28 protein-coding genes are annotated in these 26,576 nt (G+C 66.2%); 18 read left to right on the top strand and 10 right to left on the bottom strand.

Going from position 1 to position 26,576, the window contains the following annotated elements; genetic code table 11:
- From tcuB to WG903_RS12825, 3 genes are read right to left on the bottom strand one after another with little or no spacing between them, the layout of a single operon-like run.
- Window positions 1-1,128, bottom strand: coding sequence for a tricarballylate utilization 4Fe-4S protein TcuB (tcuB, locus tag WG903_RS12835; RefSeq protein WP_340075911.1), 1,128 nt, complete (start codon window positions 1,126-1,128; stop codon window positions 1-3).
- The gene (tcuA, locus tag WG903_RS12830; RefSeq protein WP_340075909.1) at window positions 1,115-2,494 is read right to left on the bottom strand and encodes an FAD-dependent tricarballylate dehydrogenase TcuA; all 1,380 of its coding nucleotides are present in this window, start codon (window positions 2,492-2,494) and stop codon (window positions 1,115-1,117) included. Before tcuA ends, tcuB begins: the two co-directional genes overlap by 14 nt.
- Before the next feature lie 46 nt (window positions 2,495-2,540).
- A complete protein-coding gene (locus WG903_RS12825) occupies window positions 2,541-2,840 on the bottom strand; it encodes a GlsB/YeaQ/YmgE family stress response membrane protein (protein ID WP_340075907.1) in 300 nt (99 codons plus the stop codon).
- A 180-nt stretch (window positions 2,841-3,020) separates the two neighbouring features.
- On the opposite strand from WG903_RS12825, the gene WG903_RS12820 reads away from it, so the two are divergent.
- From WG903_RS12820 to WG903_RS12780, 9 genes are all read left to right on the top strand, one after another.
- Window positions 3,021-3,794: an ABC transporter ATP-binding protein gene (locus WG903_RS12820; protein WP_340075905.1), complete on the top strand. Its 774-nt coding sequence runs from the start codon at window positions 3,021-3,023 to the stop codon at window positions 3,792-3,794.
- The gene (locus tag WG903_RS12815) at window positions 3,791-4,507 is read left to right on the top strand and encodes an ABC transporter ATP-binding protein (RefSeq protein ID WP_340075903.1); all 717 of its coding nucleotides are present in this window, start codon (window positions 3,791-3,793) and stop codon (window positions 4,505-4,507) included. The genes WG903_RS12820 and WG903_RS12815 overlap by 4 nt, the downstream gene beginning before the upstream one ends.
- A 9-nt stretch (window positions 4,508-4,516) precedes the next feature.
- Window positions 4,517-5,386, top strand: coding sequence for a branched-chain amino acid ABC transporter permease (locus WG903_RS12810; RefSeq protein ID WP_340075900.1), 870 nt, complete (start codon window positions 4,517-4,519; stop codon window positions 5,384-5,386).
- A complete protein-coding gene (locus WG903_RS12805; protein WP_340075898.1) occupies window positions 5,383-6,351 on the top strand; it encodes a branched-chain amino acid ABC transporter permease in 969 nt (322 codons plus the stop codon). The genes WG903_RS12810 and WG903_RS12805 overlap by 4 nt, the downstream gene beginning before the upstream one ends.
- Entirely contained in the window at window positions 6,348-7,553 is a 1,206-nt protein-coding gene (locus WG903_RS12800; protein ID WP_340075896.1) for an ABC transporter substrate-binding protein, read from the top strand. Before WG903_RS12805 ends, WG903_RS12800 begins: the two co-directional genes overlap by 4 nt.
- Before the next feature lie 261 nt (window positions 7,554-7,814).
- The gene (locus WG903_RS12795; protein WP_340075894.1) at window positions 7,815-9,965 is read left to right on the top strand and encodes an MASE4 domain-containing protein; all 2,151 of its coding nucleotides are present in this window, start codon (window positions 7,815-7,817) and stop codon (window positions 9,963-9,965) included.
- Complete coding sequence (locus tag WG903_RS12790) at window positions 9,962-10,348, top strand: response regulator (RefSeq protein ID WP_340075892.1); 387 nt, start codon at window positions 9,962-9,964, stop codon at window positions 10,346-10,348. The genes WG903_RS12795 and WG903_RS12790 overlap by 4 nt, the downstream gene beginning before the upstream one ends.
- Window positions 10,345-11,430, top strand: coding sequence for a sensor histidine kinase (locus WG903_RS12785; RefSeq protein WP_340075890.1), 1,086 nt, complete (start codon window positions 10,345-10,347; stop codon window positions 11,428-11,430). Before WG903_RS12790 ends, WG903_RS12785 begins: the two co-directional genes overlap by 4 nt.
- A 17-nt stretch (window positions 11,431-11,447) precedes the next feature.
- Complete coding sequence (locus tag WG903_RS12780; RefSeq protein ID WP_340075888.1) at window positions 11,448-12,827, top strand: class I SAM-dependent methyltransferase; 1,380 nt, start codon at window positions 11,448-11,450, stop codon at window positions 12,825-12,827.
- A gap of 36 nt (window positions 12,828-12,863) precedes the next feature.
- Here WG903_RS12780 and WG903_RS12775 read toward each other — a convergent pair whose 3' ends face one another.
- Window positions 12,864-13,127 carry a hypothetical protein gene (locus WG903_RS12775; protein ID WP_445263602.1) on the bottom strand — a complete coding sequence of 88 codons (264 nt, stop codon included), beginning with the start codon at window positions 13,125-13,127 and terminating at the stop codon, window positions 12,864-12,866.
- 118 nt (window positions 13,128-13,245) lie between these two features.
- Here WG903_RS12775 and WG903_RS12770 point away from each other — a divergent pair, with 118 nt between their 5' ends.
- Together WG903_RS12770 and WG903_RS12765 are read left to right on the top strand one after the other, a co-directional pair.
- Window positions 13,246-13,899: a hypothetical protein gene (locus WG903_RS12770; protein WP_340075886.1), complete on the top strand. Its 654-nt coding sequence runs from the start codon at window positions 13,246-13,248 to the stop codon at window positions 13,897-13,899.
- 30 nt (window positions 13,900-13,929) lie between these two features.
- A complete protein-coding gene (locus WG903_RS12765; protein WP_340075884.1) occupies window positions 13,930-14,367 on the top strand; it encodes a DsrE family protein in 438 nt (145 codons plus the stop codon).
- 21 nt (window positions 14,368-14,388) lie between these two features.
- Here WG903_RS12765 and WG903_RS12760 read toward each other — a convergent pair whose 3' ends face one another.
- The 3 genes from WG903_RS12760 to WG903_RS12750 form a co-directional block, all read right to left on the bottom strand.
- Window positions 14,389-16,338: a hypothetical protein gene (locus tag WG903_RS12760; protein WP_340075882.1), complete on the bottom strand. Its 1,950-nt coding sequence runs from the start codon at window positions 16,336-16,338 to the stop codon at window positions 14,389-14,391.
- Window positions 16,339-16,405: 67 nt separating this feature from the next.
- Window positions 16,406-17,365, bottom strand: a complete 960-nt coding sequence (locus WG903_RS12755; protein WP_340075880.1) for a Bug family tripartite tricarboxylate transporter substrate binding protein — start codon at window positions 17,363-17,365, stop codon at window positions 16,406-16,408.
- Window positions 17,366-17,417: 52 nt separating this feature from the next.
- The gene (locus tag WG903_RS12750; RefSeq protein WP_340075878.1) at window positions 17,418-18,476 is read right to left on the bottom strand and encodes an Ldh family oxidoreductase; all 1,059 of its coding nucleotides are present in this window, start codon (window positions 18,474-18,476) and stop codon (window positions 17,418-17,420) included.
- 216 nt (window positions 18,477-18,692) lie between these two features.
- Here WG903_RS12750 and WG903_RS12745 point away from each other — a divergent pair, with 216 nt between their 5' ends.
- The gene (locus WG903_RS12745) at window positions 18,693-20,351 is read left to right on the top strand and encodes a sensor histidine kinase (RefSeq protein ID WP_340075876.1); all 1,659 of its coding nucleotides are present in this window, start codon (window positions 18,693-18,695) and stop codon (window positions 20,349-20,351) included.
- Here WG903_RS12745 and WG903_RS12740 read toward each other — a convergent pair.
- A complete protein-coding gene (locus WG903_RS12740; RefSeq protein ID WP_340075874.1) occupies window positions 20,242-20,901 on the bottom strand; it encodes an aspartate/glutamate racemase family protein in 660 nt (219 codons plus the stop codon). The genes WG903_RS12745 and WG903_RS12740 overlap by 110 nt on opposite strands.
- A 123-nt stretch (window positions 20,902-21,024) precedes the next feature.
- On the opposite strand from WG903_RS12740, the gene WG903_RS12735 reads away from it, so the two are divergent.
- Window positions 21,025-21,618, top strand: coding sequence for a hypothetical protein (locus tag WG903_RS12735; protein WP_340075872.1), 594 nt, complete (start codon window positions 21,025-21,027; stop codon window positions 21,616-21,618).
- 52 nt (window positions 21,619-21,670) lie between these two features.
- On the top strand, window positions 21,671-22,531 hold the full coding sequence (locus WG903_RS12730) for a DMT family transporter (protein WP_340075870.1): 861 nt from the start codon (window positions 21,671-21,673) through the stop codon (window positions 22,529-22,531).
- 39 nt (window positions 22,532-22,570) lie between these two features.
- On the opposite strand, the gene WG903_RS12725 is transcribed toward WG903_RS12730, so the two are convergent.
- Window positions 22,571-23,545, bottom strand: a complete 975-nt coding sequence (locus WG903_RS12725; protein ID WP_340075868.1) for a Bug family tripartite tricarboxylate transporter substrate binding protein — start codon at window positions 23,543-23,545, stop codon at window positions 22,571-22,573.
- 163 nt (window positions 23,546-23,708) lie between these two features.
- Between WG903_RS12725 and WG903_RS12720 the strand changes: the two genes are divergently transcribed.
- Entirely contained in the window at window positions 23,709-24,536 is an 828-nt protein-coding gene (locus WG903_RS12720) for a class I SAM-dependent methyltransferase (RefSeq protein WP_340075866.1), read from the top strand.
- Here the strand turns inward: WG903_RS12720 and WG903_RS12715 are convergent.
- Window positions 24,533-25,258, bottom strand: a complete 726-nt coding sequence (locus WG903_RS12715; RefSeq protein WP_340075864.1) for a ribonuclease activity regulator RraA — start codon at window positions 25,256-25,258, stop codon at window positions 24,533-24,535. The genes WG903_RS12720 and WG903_RS12715 overlap by 4 nt on opposite strands.
- Window positions 25,259-25,282: 24 nt before the next feature.
- Between WG903_RS12715 and WG903_RS12710 the strand changes: the two genes are divergently transcribed.
- From WG903_RS12710 to WG903_RS12700, 3 genes are read left to right on the top strand one after another with little or no spacing between them, the layout of a single operon-like run.
- The gene (locus WG903_RS12710; protein ID WP_340075862.1) at window positions 25,283-25,678 is read left to right on the top strand and encodes an FKBP-type peptidyl-prolyl cis-trans isomerase; all 396 of its coding nucleotides are present in this window, start codon (window positions 25,283-25,285) and stop codon (window positions 25,676-25,678) included.
- Window positions 25,675-26,139, top strand: coding sequence for an EVE domain-containing protein (locus tag WG903_RS12705; protein ID WP_445263601.1), 465 nt, complete (start codon window positions 25,675-25,677; stop codon window positions 26,137-26,139). The genes WG903_RS12710 and WG903_RS12705 overlap by 4 nt, the downstream gene beginning before the upstream one ends.
- Complete coding sequence (locus WG903_RS12700) at window positions 26,140-26,559, top strand: hypothetical protein (RefSeq protein ID WP_340075860.1); 420 nt, start codon at window positions 26,140-26,142, stop codon at window positions 26,557-26,559.
- Window positions 26,560-26,576: the final 17 nt, after the last annotated feature.

Below are 26,576 nucleotides of genomic sequence, written 5' to 3'. Positions count from 1 at the left end.
TCAATCCGCTGCAACGGCGACGGGGTTGCGCCGCCGCCTTTCCACCTGGTACTTCAACAACGCGGCCACGCGATAGGCCGCATGGGCGAACTTGCCATAAGGCAGCGTGAGGAACAAGGCCATCACGCAGCCGAGGTGGATGGCCAGCCATGTGGGCATGGCCGACGTGTCGCGCCAGCCCAGCAGCGCCAGGCCGGTGATGCTCGTGGCGAGCAGCAAGGCGATGAAGCCGACATCCATCGGGCGTTGCGACGGTTCCGTGTGCAGCGGGTGACGTCGAAAGTTCAACCAGAGCAGGCCCACGGGACCGATGACGAGTCCGATGCCGCCCAGCGTGCCGAGCACGACGGGCAGGCTCGCGAGCGGATACGGCGCATGCAGGCCCATTGCGTAGTGATAGACGGTGGCGACACACGTGGCTGCGAAACACAGCATGAAGCCGTAGAAGGTGAAGTGGTGGAACACGCGGCGGCGCAAGGTGAAGCGGTCGTCCTCGTCGTTGCAGCCTTCGCCGTGGCCGCCGTCGAGGTAGCGCAGGGTAAGTGCGTCGCGCGTGGCTTCGGCGGCGGCGCCGGGTTCGGAACCCTCGGGGCCGATCGCGCGCCAAAAACGTGTGACGCCAACGGCCAGTGCGAACAAGGCCCAGAGGAAGACCACGCCGAACATCGTGACGAGCGTGCCGTGCGGGAACACCGCGTAGAAGTTGCCGGCCAAAGACGCTGCGTCCCGTCCTTCGCCGGGACGACCCCAAGTGGCGAGCACGAGGAAGAAGGCGAGCCAAGCCGCGGTGGCCAGCGCCACGAACAGGCCGTTGCGGCGGTACAGGCCACCCAGCCCGCGCGGCCACGCGAATTCCTCGTACGTCTTCACGCGCAGCTGCGCCATCGCGCGCGGCACGTTCACCGCGAATTCGTGCGGCGGCGCGTACTGGCACGCATGCAGGCACGCGCCGCAGTTGTGGCACAGGTTGGCCAGGTAGTGCGCGTCGGCCCCATCGAACGACAGCCGCCGCGTCATCGCGGGGAACACCGCGCAGAAGCCTTCGCAGTAGCGGCAGGCATTGCAGATCTGCATCTGGCGGTCCACCTCCGCCTCAGCCGCGCGCACCAGCGCTTCAAGCTGCTGCACGCGCGGCCTCCGTTCCTGCGATGCGGCCGAAGGCCGTGCCGATCGTCATGCCCACGCCCGCCGTGTAGCCCTGGCCCAGCACGTTGCCGGCCATCATCTCGCCGGCGACGAACAGGTTGTCGCTGGGCGCGCCGCCGAAGTGCACCTGCGCCTTCTCGTTCGTCTTCAGGCCCAGGTAGGTGAACGTCACGCCCGGCCGCAGCCGGTAGCCCACGAAAGGCGGCGTGTCGATGGGGCGCGCCCAGTGCGACTTGGCGGGCACGAGGCCTTCGGTGCGGCAATCGTCCAGCACCGTGTGGTCGAACGTGCCCGGGCGGCACGCCGCGTTGAACGCGCGCATCGTCTGCATGAACGCCGCTTCGGGCAGGCCCAGCTTGCGCGCGAGTTCTTCCAGCGTTACGGCCTCCTCGCCCGGGAACACCGGCGGCATGAAGCGCCCCAGCGCCTTGCGGTCGATGATGCAGAAGCCCTCCTGCTGCGGCTGGAAAGCCACCAGCCGCCCCCACAGCGCATAGCGCTTGGGCCAGAAGTCCTCGCCCTCGTCGTGGAAGCGTTGGCCTTCGCGGTTGACCATCACACCCAGCGAAACCGCATCGACGCGCGTGACGATGCCGCCGTCGTACAGCGGCGCACGCGCATCGATGGCCACGCAGTGGGCCTGCGTCGGGTCGCCGACGATGTCGGCGCCCTGCTCGCGCATGTGCCGGATGAGCACGCCCTGGTTGAAGCGCGTGCCGCGGATGATGAAGTTCTCGGCGGGCCATTCGCCGCGTTCGTTCCGGCCCCACGCCTCGCGCAGCCACTCGCGGTTGGATTCGAAACCGCCCGCGGCCAGCACGCAGGCCTTCGCCTCGATGCGCTCGCCCTTGGCGACGGCGGCGACGAAGCGGCCGTCGCGGATTTCCAGCGTATCCACCGGCGTGCCGTAGCTCACGTCCACGCCCATGCGCGCGGCGCTGCGGTAGTACGCATTGACCAGCGCCTTGCCGCCGCCCATGAAGAACGCGTTGGTGCGCGAAAGGTGCAAGGTGCCCGGCAGCGCCGGCTGGAAGCGCACGCCATGCCGCCGCATCCAGGCGCGGCACGTCGCCGATTCGCGGATCGCCAGGCGCGCGAGCTTTTCGTTGGTGATCCCGCCGGTGACCTTCAGCAGGTCCTGCCAGAACTCCTCTTCGGGATAGGCGTCCACCAGCACGTCCTGCGGCGCGTCGTGCATGCAGCGCAGGTTGCGCGTGTGCGGCGAGTTGCCGCCGCGCCATTCGCGCGGCGCCGCCTCCAGCACCCGCACGCTCGCCCCGGCCTCGCGGGCCATCAGGGCAGCGCACAGGGCGGCGTTGCCGCCGCCGATGACGAGGACGTCGACCATCGCCGGCAAGCTTACCGGTGAAGCGGTAAGCATGCCAACGCGGCTGTCAGGTGGGCCGGCGCTTCTTGTGGGGCTTGAGCGGCCCGACGGAGCGGCGCAGCGCGCCGAGCACCAGCAGGCAAGCCACCGCGCCGCCGACGGCCATCGCGATCGACAGCAGGTTGATCGCCGATCCACCGGGCTGCGGAGCCAGGACCATCGCCGGCAGGAATTCGCCCCCGAGGAAGGCGCCGAAAACGCCGACGGCGACCGATTCGACCATGGTGACGAAGTTCTTGGGCTCGTTCATGCGGCTGGCCACCCAACCGAGGATCGCGCCCAGCGCGCACCACAAATAGGAACCCATGGACTGCTTTCACCATGGATGTCCATGGAGACCCATGGTGACAGGTATCCATGAGCCACGGCGAGTTTATTTGCCGCGCAGCAGTCGAGCTCCGGCCCCGGCGTTCCGGGGCGATGACGCCAAGGCGACAGGGGTTTCCACCCTTGGCGCGCGAGTCGCGCCCGCGACATAAACCAGCCCATGTCGGCAACGCTTCTCGAAGTCTCCGATGTCACGGTGCGGTTCGGGGGGATCACGGCGCTCGACCGTGTCTCCTTTTCCATCCAGCCGGGGCATATCACCGGCCTGATCGGGCCCAACGGTGCGGGCAAGACCACGCTCTTCAATTGCCTGTCGCGGCTGTACAGCTTCAGCGAGGGCAGCATCCGCTTCGAGGGCCGGCCGCTCACCGATTTCGCGGCGCACAAGATCGCGGCCCTGGGCATAGGTCGAACGTTCCAGAACCTCGCGCTCTTCCGCACCATGAGCGTGCTCGACAACGTGATGATCGGCGGGCACTGCCAGACCCGCAGCGGCTTCCTCGCCAACGCCCTGCGCCTGCCCTGGGTGATGCGCGAGCAGGCCGACCTGCACGGCCGCGCTGCCGAGGCCATCGGCCTGATGGACCTGGGCGACGTCGCGCACCGCCCGGTGTCGGACCTGCCGTTCGGCACGGCCAAGCGCGTCGAGCTGGCGCGCGCGCTGATGTCGCGGCCCAAGCTGCTGCTGCTCGACGAGCCGGCCGGCGGCCTGAACCACGAGGAGGTCGACGGCCTGCGCCTGCTGCTGCGGCGCATCCAGCAGGAGCTCAAGCTCACCATCCTGCTGGTGGAGCACCACATGAACCTGGTGATGCGCGTGTCCGACCAGGTGGTGGCGCTGGACTTCGGCCGCAAGATCGCCGACGGCACGCCGGCCGAGGTGCAGGCCAACCCCGACGTGATCAAGGCGTACCTGGGGGAAGAAGAGAAATGACGGCGCCCGTCCTCTCCGTGCGCAACCTGCACGCGCAGTACGGCCCGACCAAGGTGCTGCACGGCATCTCGTTCGACGTGCAGCAAGGCGGCATCACCACCATCCTCGGCGCCAACGGCGCGGGCAAGACGACCACCTTGCGCGCCGTGTGCGGCATGGTCAAGACGCAGGGCGAGGTGTCCTTCGCCGGCGAGCGCATCGACGGCAAGCCCACCGAGGACATCGTGCGCCGCGGCGTGGCGCACGTGCCCGACGGGCGTGGCACCTTCCTGAACCTGTCGACCGAAGAGAACCTGCGCATGGGCGCGTACACGCGCAAGGACAAGGCGCAGGTCGAGGCCGACTACGAGCGCATGTACGGCTACTTCCCGCGCCTGAAGGAGCGGCGCAAGCAGCAGGCCGGCACGCTGTCGGGCGGCGAGCAGCAGATGCTGGCCGTCTCGCGCGCGCTGATGCTGCGGCCCAAGTTGCTGCTGCTGGACGAGCCTTCGTTCGGCCTGGCCCCGCTGATCGTGCGCGAGCTTTTCGACATCCTCGGCGAGATCAACAAGGCCGAGGGCACCAGCGTGCTGCTGGTGGAGCAGAACGCGTCGCTCGCGCTGCGCCTGGCCGACCACGCCTACCTGCTCGAGACCGGCAACGTCGTCATCTCCGGCACCGCCGAATCCATCCGCAACGACGAGTCGGTGCGCCGCTCGTACCTGGGCTACTAGAACAAGAACATGGAACTGCTTTTGCACCAGATGGTCTCGGGCCTGGCCACGGGCAGCATCTACGCCAGCCTGGCGCTGGCGCTCGTGATGATCTACCAGGCCACGCACCTCGTGAATTTCGCGCAGGGCGAGATGGCGATGTTCGCCACCTACATCTGCTGGTCGCTGATCAGCGCCGGCATGCCTTACTGGGTGGCGTTCTTCCTCACGGTGGTGATCGCGTTCGCCGGCGGCGTGCTGATCCAGCGCGTGATCATGCGGCCGGTGCAGAACGCGCCGGTGCTGTCCGTCGTCATCGTGTTCATCGGCCTGCTGGTCATCTTCAACAGCGTCGCCGGCTGGATCTACAGCTACACCATCAAGCCCTTCCCCAGCCCCTTCCCCACGAGTTCGGTCCTGGACAACAGCTTCATCGGCCCGCACGAGATGGGCGCGATGTCGGTGACGCTCGTCGTGCTGGCGCTGGTGTTCGCCTTCTTCCGCTTCACGCCGCTGGGCCTGGCGATGCGCGCGGCGGCGCAGAACCCGGTGTCGAGCCGGCTCGTCGGCGTGCGCGTGAGCTGGATGCTGGCCCTCGGCTGGGGCCTGGCGGCGGCCATCGGCGCCATCGCGGGGATGATGGTCGCGCCCGTCGTGTACCTCGAGCCCAACATGATGGGCGGCATCTTGCTGTACGCCTTCGCGGGCGCGCTGCTGGGCGGCATCGACAACCCCTGGGGCGCGGTCGTCGGCGGCTTCATGGTGGGCGTGATCGAGAACGTGGTGGGCGTGTACCTCGGCACCGAGCTCAAATTGACGGTGGCGCTGGTGATCATCGTCGCCACCATGGTCCTCAAACCCAGCGGCCTCTTCGGCCGCGTCCACGTGGCGCGCGTATGAACCGCAACCAGGCCATCGGCGTCGCCATCGCCATCGCGCTCGCATGCGCCCTGCCCTTCGTGCTGGGCAACTACACCACCTTCCAGCTGACGATGGCGCTTTGCTACGCCATCGCGCTCATGGGCCTGAACATGCTCACGGGCTACAACGGGCAGATCTCCCTGGGCCACGGCGCCTTCTTCGCCATCGGCGCCTACACGGCGGCCATCCTGATGGACAAGGCCAACTGGGCGTACTGGGCGACCATCCCGGTTGCGGGGCTCGTGTGCCTGGTGGCGGGTTTCCTCTTCGGCCTCCCTGCGCTTCGCCTCGAGGGGCTGTACCTGGCGGTGGCCACGCTGGCGCTGGGCAACGCCGTGCCGCAGATCCTCAAGCACAAGGGCCTGGAGCACTGGACAGGCGGCTCCATGGGCGTGGTGATCATCAAGCCCGAAGCGCCCGAATGGACGGGCCTGAACCAGGACCAGTGGCTTTACTACTTCACGCTGCTGTGGGTGGTGCTGCTGTTCTTCGCCGCGTGGAACATCCTGCGCGGGCGCGTGGGCCGCGCGCTCGTCGCCATCCGCGACCACCCCATCGCCGCGCAGGCCATGGGCATCAACACCGCCATCTACAAGTCGCTCACCTTCGGCGTGTCGGCGCTGTACACCGGCGTGGCCGGCGCGCTCGCGGCCATTGCGGTGCAGTTCGCATCGCCCGACTCGTTCACCATCTTCCTGTCGCTCACGCTCCTGATCGGCATGGTGGTGGGCGGCCTCGCATCGATCTCGGGCGCGTTCTACGGCGCGCTCTTCATCCAGTTCACCCCCAACATCGCCGACCAGATCTCCAAGGCAGCACCCTGGGCGATCTACGGCGTCTTCCTCATCGGGTTCATGTACCTGATGCCTTCGGGCGTGGCCGGGCTGATCCGCGTCGTCCGCCACAAAGTGCAAGTGCCTCTCTCCAGAAAGGAAACAAGATGACCCTCAATCGACGCAAGACACTGGCGATCGGCGCGGCCGCCGTCGCAGCCCCCTACCTGAACACCGTGTACGCGCAGGCCAAGAAGGAGGTCAAGCTCGGGCAGACCATGCCTTACAGCGGGCCCGCATCGGCCTACGGCACCATCGGCAAGTTGCACCAGGCCTTCTTCAAGAAGGTCAACGCCGAGGGCGGCGTGAACGGCGCGATGGTCAACCTGATCTCGCTGGACGACGGCTACAGCCCGCCCAAGACGGTGGAACAGATCCGCCGCCTGGTCGAACAGGACAACGTCGACGCCCTGTTCCAGACGCTGGGCACGCCCAGCAACTCGGCCATCCACAAGTACGTCAACGCCAAGAAGATCCCGCACCTGTTCGTGGCGACCGGCGCGACCAAGTGGAACGACGCCAAGAACTACCCGTGGACCTTCGGCTTCAACCTGAGCTACCAGACCGAAGGCGAGATCTACGCCAAGTACATCCTGAAGAACCGGCCCAACGCCAAGATCGCGATCCTTTACCAGAACGACGACTACGGCAAGGACGTTCTCGCCGGCGTGGAAAACGTGCTCAAGGGCGACAAGGCCAAGATGATCGTCGCGCGCGCCACCTACGAAGTGACGGACCCGACGGTGGATTCGCAGATCCTCACGCTCAAGGCCAGCGGCGCCGACACGTTCATCAACATCACCACGCCGAAGTTTGCCGCGCAGGCCATCCGCCGCGTGTACGACTCGGGCTGGAAGCCGCCGCTGAACATCGTGAACAACGTGGGCGCCTCGGTGGGCAGCGTGCTCACGCCCGCGGGCCTGGACAAGAGCGTGGACGTGATCACGGTGCAGTACTACAAGGACGAATCCGACCCGACGTGGAAGGACGACCCCGCCATGCTCGAGTGGCGCGCCTTCATGGGCAAGCACTACACCGAGGGCAACGTGCTCGACGCGAGCAACGTCTATGCGTACATCACCGCCAACCTGATGCTGCAGACGCTGAAGCAGTGCAACGGCAACTACAGCAAGGACAACATCAAGAAGGCGGCCGAGAGCATCAAGAACTGGAAGCACGGCCTGCTGTTGCCCGGCATCTCCGTGAACACCAGCGCCACCGACCACGCGCCCATCGACCAGGCGCAGCTGTCCAAGTTCGACGGCAAGAAGTGGGTGCTGTTCGGCGAGGTGCTCGGGGGCGGCGCGGGCTAGATATTTTCAGCTGATCCTTAAGAAGGGGCCCGCGCGGCCCCTTTTCCTTGGGCGTCAGGAAGAGGGCTGCATAGCGTTAATGCTTTCCTACTTACGCTGAATGCAGGAGAAGGCGGTACTAATGCACAGAGCACGTTAGCTCCTGACGCACATCGCAAGACGACCCATTACATTAACTCTCATAACGAATCACCAGGGAGATCCAGCCGCGCGGACATGCACGGCCCATCGATCTAATTCGATGACAACAAGAAGACAGTCGTGAAGCAGTCCGACGCTTCATACGTGTCGACACTGCGTCCAGCAGTCACCCAACGCCGGGCGGCCCTCACCGTCGCCGCGGTGTCCGTGCTTTTCTTTGCCGCCGCCGCGCCCTTCGCGAAGCAGCCCCTGCCGCAGGTCCCCGGTTTCCTGCCGGTGTACCAGTCGGCGCTGGTCATCTTCGACCTGATCACGAGCGTGCTGCTTTTGGGGCAGTACCGCATGCTGCGCAGCCGCGCCCTGCTGCTGCTGGCCGCGGGCTACATCTTCAGCGGCGCGATGGCCGTCGCGCACCTCCTGAGCTTCCCCGGCCTGTTCGGCCCCGCCGGCCTGATCGGCGGCGGCACGCAAAGCACCGCGTGGATCTACTTCCTGTGGCATGGGGGCTTTCCGCTGTTCGTCATCGGCTACGCGCTGTCGAAGACGCAGGACCAGCGCCTGCCCACGCGCCGCTCCACCGCCGGCACCGGCGCCGTCGTGGCCATCGGCGCCGGCGCGGCAGCGGCCATGGTGCTGGCCGCCACCGCGACGCACGACCTGCTGCCGCCCATCATGGCCGGCAACTGGGACGCGCCCGGCAAATGGATCGTCGCGGTCATCACGTGGGCGATCGGCCTGGCGGCGCTGGCGACGATCTGGCTGCGCAAGCCGCACACGGTGCTGGACATCTGGCTGATGGTGGCCATGTGCGTGTGGACGGCCGACACGGCGCTGGCTGCGGTGCTAAATGGCGCCCGCTTCGACCTGGGCTGGTACTCGGGCCGCATCTACGGGCTGCTCGCCAACGGTTTCGTGCTGGTGGTGCTGCTGCTGGAAAACGGCACCTTGTACGCGCGCCTGGCCGAAGTGAACCGGGTGCTGGCCATGAAAAACGGCCAGCTGGCCGACGCGAGCCGGCTGAAGTCGGAGTTCGTCGCCAACATGTCGCACGAGTTGCGCACGCCGCTCAACGCCATCATCGGCTTCTCGGAGGTGCTCAAGGACGGCGTGGTCGGCGAGATGAAGGCCGAACAGCGCGAGTACGTCACCGACATCCATTCCAGCGGCCAGCACCTGCTGTCGCTCATCAACGACATCCTGGACCTGTCGAAGATCGAGGCCGGCCGCATGACGCTGGACCTGGAGCCGGTGGAGGTCAAGCCGCTCTTCGAGCAGAGCCTGGCCATCGTGCGCGAGCGCGCGATGGCGCGGCGCGTGCGCCTGGAGCTGGACGTGAACCTGGGCCGCGAGTCGCTGCTGCTCGATGCGCGCAAGACCAAGCAGATCCTCTACAACCTGCTGTCCAACGCCGTGAAGTTCTCGCAGCCGGGCGGGCGCGTGCTGATGCGCGTGCGGCGCGTGGAGGCACGCGACGTGAAGGGCTGGGGCGCGCGCGGCGCCACGCAGGTGCGCATGCCGCTGCCGCAGGTCTCCAGCGAGCATTTCGTCGAGATCCTGGTGCAGGACGAAGGCATAGGCATCGCGCCCGACGACGCCGACCGGCTGTTCACGATGTTTTCGCAGGTGGATTCGTCGCTGTCGAAGGAAGTGGAAGGCACGGGCCTGGGCCTGGCGCTGGTCGACCAGCTGTCGCGCCTGGCGGGCGGCACCGTGGCGCTTTCCAGCACGCCCGGCGAAGGCACGGGCTTCTACGTGTGGCTGCCCTGGCGCGATGCGGACGCACCGCCCGAGCCGGCCGGGTCCACGTTGACCTCCGGCAGCCACCCGGACCACCAGCCCATCGTGCTGGTGATCGAGGACAACGACCATGCCGCCGAATTGATCCGCCTGCAGCTGGAGCCCGAGGGCTTCCGCGTGGCGCGCGTGTCCACCGCGCGCGCGGCGCTGGCATGGATCGCCGACGGCATGCCCGAGCTGATCATCCTGGACCTGCTGCTGCCCGACATGGACGGCTGGGACCTGCTGGTGCAGCTGAAGCACTTCGACAACCCCGCCGCCCTGGTGCCGGTGGTCATCGTCTCCATCGTGGCCGACGCGCCGCGCGGCATGGCGCTGGGCGCCGCGGCGGTGCTGCAGAAGCCCTACTCGCGCGACGAGATGCTCGCCGCCCTGAACCATGCCGGTTTCATCACCAGCCTGCCGCGCGCGCGCAGCATCCTGGTGGACCAGGTGCACAAAGCGCTCGAGTCGAGCGAGGGAGTGGCGTCGTGAGCACACCGATCCTCGTCGTGGAAGACACGCCGGCCAACATGAAGTTCGTCACCATGCTGCTGCGCAGCGCAGGCCACCAGGTGCTGCAGGCACGCACGGGCGAGGAAGGCATCGCGCTGGCCCGCGAGCACGGGCCGCAGCTGGTCCTGATGGACATGAACCTGCCCGGCATGGACGGCCTGCAGGCCACGCGCATCCTGAAGGCCGACGTGCGCACGCGCGGCATCCCCGTGGTGGCCGTCACCGCGCTCGCGATGGCGGGCGATCGCGAGCGCATCCTGGCCGCCGGCTGCGACGGCTACGTCGCCAAGCCGATCCGCTACAAGGACTTCCTGCAGGAAGTCGAGCGCTTCGCACCCGCGCCGCTGCGCGCCGCCGAATGAGCAACGGCCTGCCCGTCATCTACGCGGTCGACGACAAGGAAACGAACCTTCGGCTGCTGCGGGCCTACCTGCAGGGAGAGCCGTACTCGGTGGTCACCTTCACCAACGCCAAGGAGGCGCTGGAGACCATCGAGGCCGCGCCGCCCGACCTGGTCCTGCTGGACCTGATGATGCCGGTGATCGACGGCTTTGCCGCGCTGGAGGTGCTGCGCGAGTCGGCGCCGCAGGTGCCGGTGCTGGTGGTGACGGCCACCGACGACCGCGACGCGCGCCTGCGCGGCCTGGCCGCGGGCGCGCGCGACTTCCTGACCAAGCCGCTGGACCGCTCGGAGCTCCTGATCCGCGTGCGCAACCTGGTGGCGCTGAAGCAATCCACCGACGCGCTGGAGCAGGCGATGTCGGACCTGCGCCTGGCCAACCGCGACCTGCAGTCCTTCGCCGGCACGCTGGCGCACGACCTGCAGCAGCCCATCACCACCATCAACTCGTTCGCGCAGGTGATGCAAAGCCAGGCGGGCGGCCTGACGCCGGCGAGCGCGGGGCACCTGGCGAAGATCATCGCGGCGTGCGATGCGGCGCGCGGCATGATCAAGGCGCTGCTGGAGTTCGCGCGCCTGGGCCAGGCGCAGGTGCGCAAGGAAGACGTGGACCTGAACCACGTGCTGGCCGATGCGCGCGAGATCGTCACCAACGGCGGCGACTCGCCCGCCGTCGAGTGGAAGATCGGCACCCTGCCGGTGGTGCAAGGCGACCCGTCGCTGCTCAAGCTGGCCTTCGTCAACCTCCTGTCCAACGCCGTGAAGTACTCGCGCAAGCAGGCCACGCCGCAGGTGAGCGTGACGGCCATCCTGCTGGCGCACAACGGCCATGCGATCCAGGTGCACGACAACGGCGTGGGCTTCGACATGGCGCACGCCGGCAAGCTGTTCAACCCCTTCGAGCGGCTGCACACGGTCAGCGAGTTCGAAGGCACGGGCATGGGCCTGGCCAACGTGCGCCGGATCATGGAAAAGCACGGCGGCACGGTGAAGGCCGAATCGCAGGTGGGCCACGGGGCCACCTTCACGCTGGTGCTTCGCTGAATTGCTACAGTCGTCCCATGCAGGACGACTGGACCGCCGGCTACGTGGCCGACATCGGCTACACGTACGGCTATTACACCGAGCTGAACCCCGTGGCGGCGCGCTTTGCGCTGCTGGCGGCGGGCTACGCGACGCCCGAGGTCGAAAACGCGTGCGAGCTGGGCTTCGGCCAGGGCGTCAGCATCAACATGCACGCGGCGGCTTCGAAGACGCGCTGGTGGGGGAACGACTTCCTGCCGCAGCAGGCGGCCTTCGCGCAAGGCCTGGCCACGGCCGCCGGGTCGAACGCCACGATCTCCGCCGAATCCTTCGACGCCTTCTGCCACCGCGCCGACCTGCCCGACATGGACTTCATCGGCCTGCACGGCGTGTGGACCTGGGTGAACGACGCCAACCGCACCACCATCGTCGACTTCATCCGCCGCAAGCTCAAGCCGGGCGGCATCGTCTACGCCAGCTACAACACGCAGCCGGGCTGGGCCAACGTGATCCCGGTGCGCGAGCTGTTCATCGCCTACGCCGACGCCGTGGGCGGCCCGAACCAGAGCACCGCCACGCGCATCGACACCGCGGTGGACTTCACCGAGAAGCTGCTGGCGACGAACCCGCGCTTCCTGATGGGCAACCAGCAGGCGCAGCAGCAGATTCGCCACATCGTCGCGCAGGACAAGAATTACCTGGCCCACGAGTACTTCAACCGAGACTGGGAACCGATGTCGTTCGCGAAGTTCTCCGACTGGCTGGAGCCCGCGGGCCTGGCCTTCGCCTGCCCGGGCCACCTGCTGGAACACGTGGACGCGCTGTACATGAGCACCGAGCAGATGGAGCTGGTGCAGTCCGTGCCCAGCGCGCGCGTGCGCCAGTCGGTGCGCGACTTCGTGCTGAACGCCAACTTCCGCCGCGACTACTGGGTGCGCGGCGGCAAGCGCATGGACCCCGAGGCGCAGCGCAAGGCGCTGGAGGCGCAGCACGTGGTGCTGGTGCAGCCCGCGCAGAACGTGGTGCTGAAGGTGGGCGACGCGCGGCTGTCGGATGCGATCTACAAGCCCATCCTGGAGGCGCTGGCGGACCACAAACCCAAGGCCATCGGCGAGCTGGCGCGCGCGATGGAGCCGCGCGGCGTGCCTTTCGGGCAGCTGATGCAGGCGCTGGTGGTGCTGGTGGGCAAGCACGACGTGCTGGCCGCGCAGGCGCCCGAAGACGCGTCGCCCGAAACGGCGACGCGCCTGAACCGGCACGTCATGGGCATGGCGCGCAAGGGCGCGCAGGTGCAATACCTGGCCAGCCCCGTGACCGGCGGCGGCCTCTTCGTGCCGCACACGGACTTGCTGCTGCTCTCCGACAAATCCTTCGCCGGCCCGCGAGCAGCCGCCTACCGCGCCCTCGGCCTCGCCTGACTGTCACCCCGGCGCAGGCCGGGGTCCAGTGTCTTGCTAGGGTTTGCCCAGCCTCTCGCAGGCTTTGGCATACCAAACCTCCAGCCCCTCCAGCAAATCGCTCTGGCTGAACGAGCAACTCTCCCCATCGAACAGGGCGCTCGACTCCATGCGATCCGCCAGGTGGGCGAGGACCTCTGAGAATTTCGGCGGCAATGCGGCGGGCAGGATAAGCCCCCTCAAGCGCCGTGCGAGCGTGCCCATGTCGAGCTCACCCGCCCGCGCGGCCTGTAGGTCGCGCTGCAGCGTTTCGAACTTCATGGGCGGCGATGGTGCATGAAAAAAGGCGCCCGGCGCGGCGCGCGCGCTTGGGGAATTCCCGGTTGCCGAGCCGCGCGGCACGACAATTGCGACTCACCTCAAACAACCGGGGGCTCGCATGTTCATTGGCCATTTCGGCGTGGGTTTCGCCGCGAAGCAGATCGCACCGCGCGTGTCGCTGGGCACCGCCTTCCTGGCGGCGCAGTGGCTGGACCTGCTGTGGCCCACCTTGCTCCTGCTGGGGTGGGAGACGGTGCGCATCGCGCCCGGCGCCACCGCGGTGACCCCGCTCGTCTTCGAGAGCTATCCCATCTCGCACAGCCTGGTCGCCGTCATCTGCTGGGGCATGGTGCTGGGCGCGATCCACTCGATCTGGCGCAAGGACGCGAGGGGCGCGCTCGTCGTCGGCGCCCTCGTGGTCAGCCACTGGCTGCTGGATGCCATCGTGCACGTGCCCGACCTGCCGCTCACCCCCGGCGGCACCGAGCGCATCGGGCTGGGCATGTGGGAATCGCGAGCCGCGACGATCGCCACCGAGGTGCCGATCTTCGTGCTGGGCGTGTGGATCTACGTGCGGGCGGTGTGGGCCACGCTGGACAAGGTGGGCCGGTTCGCACTGGCCGGACTGGCGGCCTTCCTCGCGCTCATCTACGTGGGCAACCTCTTCGGCGCACCGCCGCCGAGCGTGACGGCGATCGCCTGGGTGGGGCAGGCGCAGTGGCTGCTGGTGGCCTGGGCTTACTGGGTGGATTCGCGGAATCGACCGGCGTAGGATGCGCGCACCCCCCATCAGGAGCCCGCCATGACCGTCACGTCCCGCCGTTCCGTCCTTCGCACCGCCGCCCTCCTCCCGCTGGCGCTGGCCGTGCCCGCGTTCGCGCAAGCACAGGCCAAGAAGCACCGCCTGCTGATCGCCGTGAGCGACAACGACCCCGGCAAGTGGAACATGGTGATGAACAACGTGAAGAACGCCCAGGAGGACGTGGGCGGCGTCGACAAGATCGACATCGAGGTGGTCGCCTACGGCCCCGGCATTAACATGCTCAGGAGCGAGACGCCCGTCGCAGGGCACATCAACGACCTGCTGAAGACGGGCGTGAAGGTGGTGGGCTGCGAGAACACCATGAAGAACCTGAAGCTGGAAAAGAGCCAGATGATGTCGACCATCGGCTACGTGCCGGCGGCCGTGACGGAGATCATGCGGAAGCAGGAAGAAGGCTGGGCGTACGTGCGGCCGTGAGGAGCACCCTGCGGTATTGCATCATTCGAGGCTCCGAATCTTTTGGACATGGTTCGCAATTTCAGCCGACTCTCCTTCTTTGTATTCGGCCAACGCTGCCTGCCTTGCCGCCGCCGCCTCCGCCGTCTTCCCAAGAGCTCGCAGGCTCAGTATTTTCATGTAGATACTAAACAATACATCTTTCCGCAATGCAGGGACGCCCGAGTAACGTTCAGCAATCGCATCGTAAGCTCGAATTTCGTCGTCGCTCCGACTCAAGGCCTGCAACGAAAATGCCTTTTGCAAAAGGGCATTTGAAACTGTCTGCTGAATAGTGAGTACGTCTTCTTTTCCAAAGCGAGATTCAACCTCTTCGAATACGCGAATAGCATCATCATGCTTCGACATCTGGGCCAGAGTGAACCCTTTATAGAACATGGCCTTGGCTGTCATCTCTCGCATCTCCGGACGATTACTTCCACCGAACTGCGCTAAGAATCTTTCATACGCAGAGACTTCCTTTTCCGGCTCTTTGGTCTGCCCATACGTGAGCGCCTCAAAATACATTGCTCTTGCGAATGCGAGCTCGATTTCCGCATCGGCTTCGCCTTTGAACTTTTCTTGAATCTGTTTGTAAATCTCGATTTCTTTAAACCTGTTGCCTAACTTTCCGACGGCTCCAGCCTTACGAAGCATGGCATTCGCTATCAGCCTCCTTTGCGCGATGTCTTGCACGGAACCATGCTTGGTCAACGCCTTGTCGTACAAGTCAATTGCTTGAGCCAAATCGCCGAGCTTGCCCAATGTTCCAGCCTTGAATACGAGCGCCTTGAGGACGACGTCGTTGATTTCGGAGTTTTCTGTTGAGTCAGGAGCTAAATCTATGATTTCGCTGTACGCGGTGACTTCTGCATCTCTATTTCCGGCGCGGAACTGGTTCAAAGCCTTGGCCAGAAGTGCTTGCAAAACAATCAGGCGAATTTCCGTTTCTGCGTCCGTTCTAAAACGCCGGATCAAGGCTTCCAGAGTGCTTGCCTCTTCCTCGTTTCGCTGCAGCTTTCTCAGGGCACTCGCTTTGGATATATAAGATCTTGCGATGACTATCGCCCTATCAGTGGCAATGTCTGGCGTATCGCGCGCGATGAGTTCCTCGAGGTAAACGAGTCCTTGTTCTATGCTATCTGTTTGAATTAGCGTAATAGCACACATGAACTTGACCCGCATCAGTTGAACCTGGACGTGGTCTGATTCATCGCCACGAAAATCTCGATCGATCGCTTGGTACATTGCGATCTCTTCCTTGCGATTTCCGCGATTCCCAGCTTGGAATGCCGCTTCGATTCGGGCGCCAAGCTCCAACGCCACTCCTTGCCGTAGCGGTGCCTCGGGCAACTCGTCGAGATTTGTGCGTGCGGGTGCTTTTGCTTGCTGAGCGGCAGCCGTAAGCGGCTCCGAAGAGGCATTTTGTAGAGGCGCTTTGCCTTCCTCCACTTTAGCTGCTTGCCTATCCTTCGCATTCTGGAATGCTTGACGCGCCGCTTCTGCCTCAGTTTCGACTCTCTCTCGTGACTCTTTGATCTGTCGGCTGCTCTCTTCTGCTTGGGCCACCAAGGTGGCGATCTGCTCCTTCAGCTTGGATTCGTTCTTTTCGAACCAATCCTTTGCCTCGCGCTTTGCCTTCTCCGTTGCGCTGATGTACGTGATAAAACTCGCAAGAAAAACCAAGATCGTGGCCCCGATTGCGAGTACTGCGATCAAGTTGGCCACCCATGCTGTGTGAGTCCCCTGCATAGTTGCCAATGTCGCGAAATCCGCTAGTCGCTTGTCCACGTTTTCCGCCGTGGTTTGCAACGCTCGTTTTTGTTCGCCAAGCTCCTGTTGGAGCTGCTGCACTCGTTGGTCTACTTTGTCTAGTTCCCGGGAATCAGTACGTGCCGCAGACGTGGCAAAGCATATCGTGGCCAATCCAATGAGCATGGCGATTCTGATCATCCTCCCCCCTTTGCCCCCTCTATTTCCGGGACGAATGTTATGCGCCCCACTCCTGATGGGCAACACCTCACTCCGCCGTTATCCCATTCCTCCGAATCAACTCCCCATACTTCGCCAACTGCCCTTTCGTGGCGATACCTAGTTCCTCCGGGCTCGTCCCCCGCGGCGTAAGCCCCTGCGCATCCAGCTTCGCCTTCACCTCCGGGTCCTCCAGCGCCTTCTTCACCTCCTGCGCCAGCCGCGCCGTGATCTCCTTCGGCGTCCCCGCCGGCGCCATCAAGGCAAACCACGAGTTGAACTCGAACCCCGGCAACCCCGACTCGCCCACCGTCGGCACGTCGGGGAACTGCGCCATGCGCCGCGGCGTCGTCACGCCGATCAGCCGCACCTTGCCCGCCTGGATCAGCGACTTCACGGTGCTGATGCCCTGCATGGCCGTCAGCACCTCGCCCGCGCCCACGCCCACCGCCGCCTGCGTGGCGCCCTTGTAGGGCACGTGCTGCATCTGGATGCCGGCCTGGCTGGCGAGAAGCGCCATCGCGATGTGCTGCGGGCTGCCGTTGCCGCCCGAGCCGTAGTTGATCTTGCCCGGCTCCTTCTTCGCGGCCGCGATCAGGTCGGCGGCCGTCTTCTCGGGGGCCTGCGCGTTCACCACCAGGCCCCACTCCACCGTGGCCACCAGCGAGATGGGCTCGAAGTCCTTCGTGATGTCCCACGGCATCTTCGGCGTCATGTTGGGCACCATGGTCATGATGCTGTCGTTGAAGCCGCCCAGCGTGTAGCCGTCGGGCGCGGCCTTGGCCACGTTGCCCGCGCCGATCAGGCCCGCGGCGCCGGGCTGGTTCTCGATGACGATGCCCACGCCCATGTTGCGCGCCATCTTCTCGGTGACGATGCGGGCGGCGTTGTCGACGGCGGAGCCGGCGGCCAGGGGGACGATGACCTTGATGGGTTTGGTGGGGTAGGCGGATTGCGCGTGGGCCGAGAGGGCCAAGGCCGTGGTGACGAGGAAGGTGGCGATCTTCATGGGGGGACTCCGGAAAGACACTGGGTCCCGGCCTGCGCCGGGACGACAAGCACTAGGTGCGTGGGAGGGGTTGTACACCCAGGCCGCGGGCGAAATCGTCGAGTTGCGTGAGGAGAGCCGTGGGGAGAGAGATGCCCTCGCGCTCGTGCCGCAAGCGCTTCTCGTGGCTCTGCTCGCCCGGCAGCCAGATGCGGTCCACGCCCGGCATGCGGGCGCTGCCGCGCATCTCGCGGATCAGCTGGTCCACCTTGCGCTTGAAGGCCTCGCCTTCGCCGAACGCGTCGGGGTCGATCACGCAGATCGCCTGGCCAGTGTTGGTGTGCGTCACGTCGTCGGCGTTGAAGTCGATGGTCTCGCTGCCCATGGCCGCGCCGTTCAGCGTGCCGGCCAGGATGCCCACCACCAGCGCCAGGCCGTAGCCCTTGTAGTCGCCGATGGGCAGCAGGAAGCCCTCGCCCGCGCGCTTGGGGTCCGTCAGCGGCTGGCCGTTGCGGTCGATCATCCAGCCCACCGGCATCTGCTCGCCCCGCTGCGCCTTGGCCTTCACCTTGCCGTAGGCCGCAACGGTGGTGGCCATGTCCAGCACGATGGGCGGCTCGTCGCCCGCGGGGATGGCGCAGGCGATCGGGTTGGTCGACAGCAGCATGTCGGTGCCGCCCCACGGCGGCAGGTGGTTGGCGTTGCCCACCGCGAAGTACAGGCCGATCATCCCGTGCTCCAGCGCCATGCGCGCATACAGCGACGCGGGCCCGGCATGGTTGGAATGCTGCGCGCCTACCCAGGCCACGCCGCAGTTCTTCGCCTTCTCGATCGCGACCTGCGCGGCGCGCGACATCACCAGGTGGCCCATGCCGTTGTCGCCGTCGATGAGGGCCATTGCGGCCTTCTCCTTCGCGATACGGATTTTCGGGTGCAGGTTCATGCCGCCGGCGCGGATGCGGCGCGCGTAAGGCATCAGGCGGATGACGCCGTGCCCGTCGGAGCCCTGGGCTTCGGCGTCAGCCATCAGGCGCCCGCAGGTGGCGGCTTCGTCGGGCGGCAGGCCCAGGCGCTCGAGGCAGGCGGTGATGAAGCCGCGCAATTGCGCGACGCTGGTGCGGGGGCTGCTCATCCTCGATTCTGGGTCGCGCCGCGAGGTATCCGCAATTCGCGGTATCCGGGGCAGAAGAAGGTATTCCCCAATTGGGGGGAAATGCGTGGCGATGTGCCAACTAATGCACGACGCCATGGTGGAACTGCGCGGCAAATCAGCCTACTATGAATTTTCGGATGAACAGGGAGGCTGAAGCCACGGGCGCATAAGCCCGGGCATCGGCCGCAACGGTCGATGAACGGGAGCTTCGTTTCCACGCTGCAGCCCGCGTCCTCGCATCGCAAGGCCGCGCTGCTTGCCGTGCTCGTGTCGCTGGTGGTGTTTGCCGCCGCCGCGCCTTTCGCCAGGCTGCCGCTGGCGCAGGTGCCCGCGTTCCTTCCCATCTACCAGTCGGCGCTGGTCATCTTCGACATGATCACCGCGGTGCTGCTGCTCGGGCAGTTCCGCATCCTGCGCAACCGCGGCCTCATCCTGCTGGCGGCCGGCTACATCTTCAACGCGCTGATGGCCACGTCGCACACCTTGAGCTTCCCGGGCCTGTTCGGCCCGCAGGGCGTGATCGGCGGCGGCGGGCAGACGACGGCGTGGATCTACTACTTCTGGCACGCGGGCTTCCCGCTGTTCGTCATCGGCTACGCCATGCTCAAGCCCAACGGCCAGCAGCACACGCTGGGTGGCAGCGTGCGCCTGGCGGTGTACGCCGCGGCCGTGTCGGCCATCGCGCTCGCTGCGGCGATGGTGCTGGTGGCCACGGCCTTGCACGACATCCTGCCGCCCATCATGGCCGGCAACACCGACGCGCCGGGCAAGATCGTCGTCGCGGTCATCACCTGGGTGCTGGGCCTCCTGGCGCTGGCCGCCATCTGGCGCCGCCCGCCGCACACGGTGCTGGACCTGTGGCTGATGGTGGTGCTGTGCGTGTGGTCGGCCGAGACGGCGCTGGCCTCGGTGCTCAATGGCGGCCGCTTCGACCTGGGCTGGTATTCGGGCCGCATCTACGGGCTGCTCGCCAACGGCTTCGTGCTGGCGGTGCTGCTACTTGAGAACGGCTCGCTCTATGCGCGCCTGGCCGAAAGCAACAAGCTGCTGGCCGAGAAGTCCGAGGCGCTGGAAGTGACGATGTCCGACCTGGAGCTGGCCAACCGCGACCTGCAGGCCTTTGCCGGCAGCCTGGCGCACGACCTGCAGCAGCCGCTGACGACCATCGCCGCGTTCTCGCAGGTGATGCAGCGCAACGCCGACCGCATGCCCGCGGCCGACGTCGTGAACCTCGGCAAGATCACCGCCGCCGCCGCGACGGCCAAGCGCATGATCCGCGCGCTGCTGGAGTTCGCGCGCCTGGGGCAATCGCAGGTGAGCATGGCGCGGGTGGACCTGAACCAGGTGGTGGGCGAGGCGCGCAGCGCCGTGATGGCCACCGAGTCGCGCTACATCGAGTGGCGCATCGCCCCGCTGCCCGCGGTGCACGGCGACGCGTCGCTGCTGCTGCTGGCGTTCATCAACCTGCTGTCCAACGCGGTGAAGTACACGCGCCACCAGCGCGACACGGTGATCTCGATCGACGCCGTGCCGCACCCGCCCGACCGCTACGACGTGCGCGTGCGCGACAACGGCGTGGGCTTCGACATGACGCACGCGGTGCGGCTCTTCCGCCCCTTCGAGCGGCTGCACACGGCGGCGGAGTTCGAGGGCACGGGCATGGGCCTGGCCAACGTGCGCCGCATCATGGAAAAGCACGGCGGCAGCGTGCGCGCGCGCTCGCAGCTGGGCGCGGGCGCCGAGTTCACGCTGCGCCTGCCATCCGCCGACGAAGCGCCGCCACCGCGCAAGCAGGGCTCGTCAGGATCGGGCAGCTTGTCCGGGCCTGGGCCGCTGGCTGCGCACCCGACATAGAGAACTGCGCCAGCATCACGGCGTCGCGGTCCGCCAGCTGAGCGACGGCATCGGCGATCTTGCGGTGGTGTTCGTCGGCGCGGCCGGCGGCCAGGTCGTCCATCGCGCCGGGCACATGCACGGTTTGCAGGTCGATGGCCTGCTTGCGTTCGCGCGCCATCTGTTCGATCTCGGGGGCCATCGAATCTATCGAAGGCGCGAAGGTGGCTACCAGCGCCAACCTTCGGCCCATCCCCAGCGCCTGCTCGAACATCGCTTCATTGGGCTTGAGCGTGGGGATGCCCACCGCCCTGCCCGCCTCGTCGATGGCCGGGCCGAAAGCGGAGCAGGTGAAGAGGATCGCGTCGGCGCCCGTGCCCTTGGCGTAGGTGGCCAGCGTGACGAAGCGCTGCGTCATCGCCGGCGTGAGCTCGCCGTCGCGCTGCCGGTCGCGCGACAGTGAATCGTCCAGCAGATGCATACGTTCGGCTTCGGGCCACAGCTGCGCGAAAGCGGCGTTGATCGGCTCGATGGACAGCGGCGTGGCGTGGATCAGGGCAATGCGGAGCATGTTGGCGATTTTGGAGCCACAAAAAGCTTGCGACCGGGATCGCTAATGGCTAGATTGCGAGACATTAGAACGAACCGCTTGCAGCGCAGTATTTTTGTCTGGCACCCCCAGATTGGAGGAGGGATGGAGGCCATCGTCCGGGGACTTGCGCATGTGAAAAAAGCGACCGGCATCGCTACCGCTGCGTCTTGGATTTTGCTTGGCCTTGCGTACCTAGCCGCCCTTGCCTTCGGCACATTTGGCACCTTCAGCCTAGGCCTCTATACGAGCCTTTACGAAAAATCCAGCGGGTTGCTGGGCGAAGGATTCGGCTTGTTCATGTTCTTCGCAATGATCTTCTTTTATCCCATCGGGGACGAGAAGACACCGCTTTTCGAGAAACTCATGGGCGCGTTCATGAAAAGCATGGGCGTCCTCATCGGACTGGCCATAGCCTTGCTTCTCGTGGGCGTCTTGCTTCAGTTCGCTTTCGAGTTGATGCTCGCCTTCGCCCGCTGGCTGCATCACGAGGGAATTCCTGCGTGGAAAGAGATCTGCAAGTACATCTCGGTCGGCTGGTTCGTCCTGATGGCACTTTGTTTGGCCGGGCTGCTTGCACTAAGACGAAATGAGCAAGCTCTCAAGGTGATTCTCGAATTGATACTGGAGAGCGTTCAGGAAGTTTTTGAGTTTTTTATCGAATTGGTAGTGCATTCGCGCAAGGGTCCTGGCGGCTAGCCCGCCAACGCCTCTCGGCGGAGGGCGTTCATCGCGGCACAATGCGCCAGTTGTGCGCAAAGCCATTCCCCTTCTCGTCATCCTCACGCTCGTCTGGGGCACCAACTGGCCGCTCTTCCCCATCGCGATGCGCGAAGTGTCGGTGTGGACGTTCCGCAGCGTTTCGTTGATGGGCGCCGGTGCCGCACTGCTGTTGCTGGCGCGCGTGCGCGGTGTTCCGCTGGGCATTCCCCGCGAACATTGGCCGACGCTGCTGCAGGCATCGCTGGCCTACCTGGTGGTGTGGAACATCGCCAGCGGCTATGCGGCCATCCTCATCCCTTCGGGCCAGGCCGCGATCCTCGGCTTCACCATGCCTTTCTGGGGGGCGTTGATCGGCTGGATGGCGTTCGGCCAGCGGCCCACGCCGCGCGTGCTGCTCGCGCTCGTGATCGGTTTTGCGGGCGTGCTGCTGTTGATCATCAACGGCATGAGTGCGTACGCCAAGGCGCCATTGGGCTTTGCGCTGGGCCTGCTCGCAGGCATCGGCTGGGCCGTGGGCACGCAGATGCTCAAGCGCAAGCCCCTGCCCGGCTCGCCGCTGGTCACCACCGGCTGGCAGTTGCTGATCGCGAGCATTCCCATCACGCTCGTCGCATTGGCGCAAGGCGGTGGCGAATGGCACACGCCGTCGATGACGACGGTGCTCGTCATCGCGTACATCACCTTCGTGCCGATGGCGGTGGGCAACGCCGCATGGTTCAGCGTGGCGAGCATGCTGCCCGCGAACATCGCGGGCCTGTCGACGGTGATGGTGCCGGTGGTGGCGATGATCTCGGGCGCGATCGTGCTGCAGGAGCCGCTGGGGCCCGTGCAGTGGATCTCGATGCTGTGCTGCGCGGCGGGCGTGGCGCTGGCCTTGCAGCGCAGGTGATGTCATCCCGGCGCAGGCCGGGATCCAGTGTCTTTTGGGCTATTCCGCCTTCGCGCCCGACGACAGCACCACCTTCGCCCACTTCTCGGTCTCCATCTTGTGGATGGCCCAGAACTGCTCGGGCGTGCCGGGGATGGGCACACCGCCCAGGTTCGCGAGTTTCTCGCGCATCCCAGGGTCGGCCAGCGCGGCGTTGATCTCGCGGTTGATGCGGTTGATCGCATACGCAGGCGTGCCCTTCGGCGCCGCCGCGCCGAACCACGCGCTGGCTTCGTAGCCCGGCACCGTCTCGGCGATGGCGGGGATGCCGGGCAACGCGGGCGAAGGCTGCGCGGTGGTCACGCCCAGCGCACGCACGCTGCCGGCGCGGATGTGGCTGATGATCGACGGCATGTTGTCGAAGATCAGGTCCACCTGCCCGCCCAGCAGGTCGGTGGTGGCCGGGCCCGCGCCCTTGTACGGGATGTGCTTCATGTCGATGCCGGTCATCGACTTGAACAGCTCGCCCGACAGGTGCACCGAAGTGCCCGAGCCCGACGACGCCATGTTCACCTTGCCCGGGTTGGCCTTGGCGTAGGCGATGAACTCCGGCACCGTCTTCGCGGGGAAGTCCTTGCGCACGGTCAGCACGTTGGGCACGCGGATGATGCCGGCGATGGGCTGCAGGTCGTTCAGGAAGTTGAACGTGAGGTTCTTGTACAGCGTGGCGTTGATCGCGTTGGCCGGGTTCACCAGGAAGATGGTGTAGCCGTCGGGCGGCGACTTGATCGCCAGCTCCGTGCCGATGTTGTTGCCGCCGCCCGGCTTGTTGTCCACGATCACCTGCTGCTTCAGCCGGTCCGACAGCCACGTGGCCATCAGGCGCGCCAGCAGGTCGGTGGTGCCGCCCGGCGGGTACGGCACGATCCACTTGATGGGGCGGTTGGGGTAGTCGGCCTCGGCGCTTTGCGCGAACGACAGGGCCGAGCTGCAGACGAGCGCGAGGCCGACGAGGGCCTTGGACAGCAAGCGCATGGAGTCTCCTTGTGGGTTGCACGCAGGCTAACGGGCCCCTCGCGCGCGCGTCAACGGGCCTTACGCGCAGGTTTGCAGCTCGGCCGCAAATGAAGGATGACGCCTGCACACGAAAGGCGTACGCTGGGCGCCCCCTACAACCCATCGCGATCGGAGCCCTGCCATGAACGCACCTGCCAACCCCAACAAGGCACTCTGGGAGAAAGGCGACTTCACGCGCATCGCGGCTTCGATGCGCGAAAGCGGCGAGGCGCTCGTGAAGGCCATCGGCATCGCGCCAGGGCAGTACGTGCTGGACCTGGGTTGCGGCGACGGCACCACCGCGCTGCCCGCCGCCAAGCTCGGTGCCAACGTGCTCGGCGTCGACATCGCGCGCAACCTCGTCGAAGCGGGGAACAAGCGCGCCAAGGATGCGGGCCTGGCCAACCTCTCGTTCCAGGAAGGCGACGCGAGCAACCTCGCGGGCATCGAGAACAAGACGTTCGACCAGGTCGTGAGCATCTTCGGCGCGATGTTCGCGCCCAAGCCCTTCGACGTGGCCAAGGAAATGGTGCGCGTCACCAAGCCCGGCGGCAAGATCACGATGGGCAACTGGATCCCCGGCGACCCGACGCTGGTCGCGCAGGTCCTGAAGATCAGCTCCGCCTACTCGCCGCCGCCGCCCGAAGGCTTCATCAGTCCCATGACCTGGGGTGTGGAGCAGAACGTCGCCGAGCGCTTCGGCGCCGCGGGCGTCTCGTCGAAGGACATCTCGTGCGTGAAGGACACGTACACCTTCCGCTTCGACGGCACGCCGGTGGACCTGGTCGACACCTTCCGCCGCTACTACGGGCCGACGATGAACGCGTTCGACGCGGCGGCGAAGAACGGCAAGGAAGAAGACCTGCGCCGCGAACTGGAGGCGCTTTTCAACGCCAAGAACGAAAGCACGACGGCGGGCAAGACGGTGATCCCGGCGACCTTCCTGCGGGTGACGGTGCAGGTGCGCTAGCGCTGCGTCTTGCGCCAGGCCTCGTAGCGCTTCTTGTTCTCTTCGTTGGGCGGGTACAGCCCCGGCAGTTGCGCGCCCTTCTCCACCTCGGACATGATCCAGTTCTCGAGGTGTTCCTGCTCGGTGGCCGCGGCGATCACGTCGTCCAGCAGCGCCGCAGGGATGAGCACGGCGCCGTCCTGGTCGCACACGATGACGTCGTTCGGGAAGACCGCTACGCCGCCGCAATCGATCGGCTCCTGCCAGCCGACGAAGGTCAGGCCCGCGACCGAAGGCGGCGCGGCCCAGCCTTGCGCCCAGACGTCCAGGCCCGTGCCCAGCACGCCTTGCACGTCGCGCAGCACGCCGTCGGTGACCAGCGCGGCCACGCCTTTCTTCACCATGCGCGCGCAGAGGATGTCGCCGAAGATGCCGGCGTCGGTGACGCGCATCGCGCCGACCACCGCGATGCAGCCGGAGGGCATGGCCTCGATGGCGGCGCGGGTGGAGATCGGCGAACCCCACGACGCCGGCGTCGCGAGGTCCTCGCGCGCCGGCACGAAGCGCAGCGTGAAGGCGCGGCCCGCCACGCGCGGCTGGCCTTCCTTCATCGGCAGCGCGCCGCGGACCCAGGTGTTGCGCAAGCCCTTCTTGATCAGCACTGTGGTAAGCGTGCCGGTGGAGACGCCCAGGAGCGCCTGGAGCTTGTCCTTTTCGAGCGGGAGCGGGTCGACGGGATTCATGCGGCCAGTATAGGATTGCCGCCCATGCGTACCCTGCCCTGCCTCATTGCCGCGGCGCTGCTCGCAGCCTGCGCCACCCTCCCTCCCCCCGTCACCACCGCCAGCGGACTGGTCTACCAGTCGCTGCGCGAAGGCAGCGGCGCCCCGCCCGGCCCGACCGACGTCGTGCGCGTGAACTACCGCGGCACCTTCCCCGACGGCAAGGAGTTCGACGCGTCCAAGGGCGCGCCGGCCGAGTTCCCGCTCAACCGCGTCATCAAGTGCTGGACCGAAGGCGTGCAGATGATGAAGCCGGGCGGCAAGGCCAAGTTCGTTTGCCCCCCGTCGATTGCGTACGGCGAACGCGGCGCGGGGGGCGGCGTGATCCCGCCCAACGCCACGCTGCATTTCGAAGTGGAACTGCTGGAAGTGAAGCGGTGACGGCCTACTGGCTGATGAAGTCCGAGCCCGACGAGGTGTCGGTGGACGACGCCATCGCGGCGCCCAAATCCACCGTCGCATGGACCGGCGTGCGCAACTACCAGGCGCGCAACTACATGCGCGACCAGATGCGCGTGGGTGACGGCGTGCTGTTCTACCACTCGAGCTGCCCCGAGCCGGGCATCGCCGGCATCGGCAAGGTGGCGTCCACGCCCTACCCCGACCCGACGCAATTCGACAAGAAGTCCAAGTACTACGACGAGAAGTCGAAGAAGGACGAGCCGCGCTGGATGCTGGTGGACGTCCAGGTGACGAAGAAAATCCCCCTCATCTCGCTGGCCGAATTGCGCGAGCGGCCGGAGCTCGCGGAAATGCTGGTGCTCAAGCGCGGTAACCGGCTGTCGATCACGCCGGTGGAGCCCAAGCACTGGAAGGCCCTCGTCGGCAAGGACAAGCCTTAAATGAACTTCACGCTCATCGGGTTCGCGTTCACCGTGCTCCTGCTGTTCTGGATGGGGTTCTTCACGCTCGGCTCGCTGCCGCTGATGATCCTCAAGCACGACACGCTGCTCGATGCACGCTTCATCCGCGGGCTGTTCGACGTGTACTACAAGGCGGTGATGGTGGTGTCGACCGGCGGCGCCGCGTCGTACGCCCTTGCCCGGCACCCTGTCTCGGCGACGGCCATGTGCGTCATCTTCCTCGTCGCCTATCTCAGCCGGCGCGCCGTGCTGCCGCGAATGGACAGCTTGCGCACCCGCGACGAACCGATGGAGCCCCCGCAGGTTCGCAGTTTCCGGCGGCTGCACGTTGGCGGGATGGCGCTGAATTTCACCCAGCTGATCGGCCTGTGCTTCGGCATGTCGCGCATGGGCCTTTGAACAACCGAAGGAGACGA

The organism is Ramlibacter sp. PS4R-6 (assembly GCF_037572775.1).
Lineage (GTDB): Bacteria > Pseudomonadota > Gammaproteobacteria > Burkholderiales > Burkholderiaceae_C > Ramlibacter.
The sequence above is the reverse complement of the archived record's forward strand: the minus strand, read 5'-3'. Positions and strand labels throughout refer to the sequence as shown.